The 834-nt window shown below is 70.9% G+C and carries 1 protein-coding gene and 1 pseudogene; both read left to right on the forward strand.

Features of this window, described 5'->3' with window-relative positions:
* On the forward strand, positions 1 to 528 hold a 528-nt coding region (locus G3I78_RS52545; RefSeq protein WP_164436553.1), incomplete at its 5' end, for a trypsin-like serine protease.
* A 135-nt stretch (positions 529 to 663) separates the two neighbouring features.
* Positions 664 to 834 (forward strand): annotated as a pseudogene (locus tag G3I78_RS46390) (polyphosphate kinase 2 family protein); the annotation flags it as partial.

An 834-nucleotide genomic window follows, 5' to 3' on the forward strand; every position in this document is an offset into this window, starting at 1 on the left:
ACCGGCCTCATCCGCACGAACGTGTGCGCCGAGCCGGGCGACTCCGGCGGCTCGTTGCTCGCGGGCAACCAGGCGCAGGGCGTCACGTCGGGCGGGTCCGGCAACTGCAGCTCCGGCGGCACGACGTACTTCCAGCCCGTCGGGGAGATCCTCTCCGCGTACGGGCTCACGCTCGTCACGAGCGACGGCGGGGGCGGCGACCCCGAGCCCCCGACCGGATGCACCGGCTACGCCCGGACGTACACCGGCACGCTCTCCGCCGGGGCGACGGCCGTGCAGCCGAACGGGTCGTACTACACGGCCGCGACCGCGGGCTCCCACCGCGGCTGCGTCACGGGTCCGGCCGGGAGCGACTACGACCTGTACCTGCAGCAGTGGAACGGGTACTCGTGGGTGACGGTCGCGCAGTCCACGTCGCCGGGGGCCAACGAGTCCCTGACGTACAACGGCGCGGCGGGCTACTACCGGTTCGTCGTGCACGCCTACGCAGGCTCGGGCGCCTACTCGCTGGGGACCACGACCCCCTGAGCCCCTGCCTGTCTGACGCCGTCCGCGTCGAGCACGAGGTTGCTGTCGTCATCGAGCCGATATCGACAGCAACCTCGTGATCGGGAGCGCGTCACCGCGTGCTCAGCCGAGCGTCGTCGGCAGCTCCGCGTCGCCCTCGCCCGGCGTCGCGCCGAGCACGTGCTCGGCGAGGACATCTGGGACCGGCGCTACCGGGAGATCAACCGCTGGGAGCGCTATCTCACGGACAACGGGTTCAAGGTGGTGAAGATCTTCCTGAACCTGTCCAAGGAGGAACAGCGCACCCGCTTCCTGACGCGGATCGAC

The sequence above is a fragment of the Streptomyces sp. SID13726 genome, from assembly GCF_010548375.1.
Taxonomy (GTDB): domain Bacteria; phylum Actinomycetota; class Actinomycetes; order Streptomycetales; family Streptomycetaceae; genus Streptomyces.